Consider the following 470-nt stretch of genomic DNA (forward strand, 5'->3'; position numbering starts at 1 on the left):
GCGCCCTTATTAACTTAACCTAAAAGTTAAAAGTACTACACTTGCAATCACGTAAGTGATCACAATTTGAATATCTTGCGTTTGTTTCTTTTTTTGATGTCGTTTTATCCAGTTTTCAAAGAACAAATTATTTCGTTGGTGGAGCCTAGCGGGATCGAACCGCTGACCTCCTGCGTGCAAGGCAGGCGCTCTCCCAGCTGAGCTAAGGCCCCGAAATAAAAAAAGGTATGGTGGGCCTAAATGGACTCGAACCATCGACCTCACGCTTATCAGGCGTGCGCTCTAACCAGCTGAGCTATAGGCCCTCTTTGAATTTCCATATCTATTAAAAGTATTAATATACATGAACATTCAAAACTGAACTGCAAAACGTTAAGATACAGATAAAAATCTGTATTCCGAATATATCCTTAGAAAGGAGGTGATCCAGCCGCACCTTCCGATACGGCTACCTTGTTACGACTTCACCC

Annotated in this window: 2 tRNA genes and 1 rRNA gene; all 3 read right to left on the reverse strand. The window is 42.3% G+C overall.

Features of this window, described 5'->3' with window-relative positions:
• Positions 1-136 precede the first annotated feature (136 nt).
• A tRNA-Ala gene (locus M3627_RS20470) sits at positions 137-212 on the reverse strand.
• A 16-nt stretch (positions 213-228) separates the two neighbouring features.
• Positions 229-305 (reverse strand) — tRNA-Ile (locus tag M3627_RS20475).
• A gap of 109 nt (positions 306-414) precedes the next feature.
• Positions 415-470, reverse strand: a 16S ribosomal RNA gene (locus M3627_RS20480); the annotation flags it as partial.

Source organism: Psychrobacillus sp. MER TA 171, assembly GCF_023713305.1.
Taxonomy (GTDB): Bacteria; Bacillota; Bacilli; order Bacillales_A; family Planococcaceae; genus Psychrobacillus.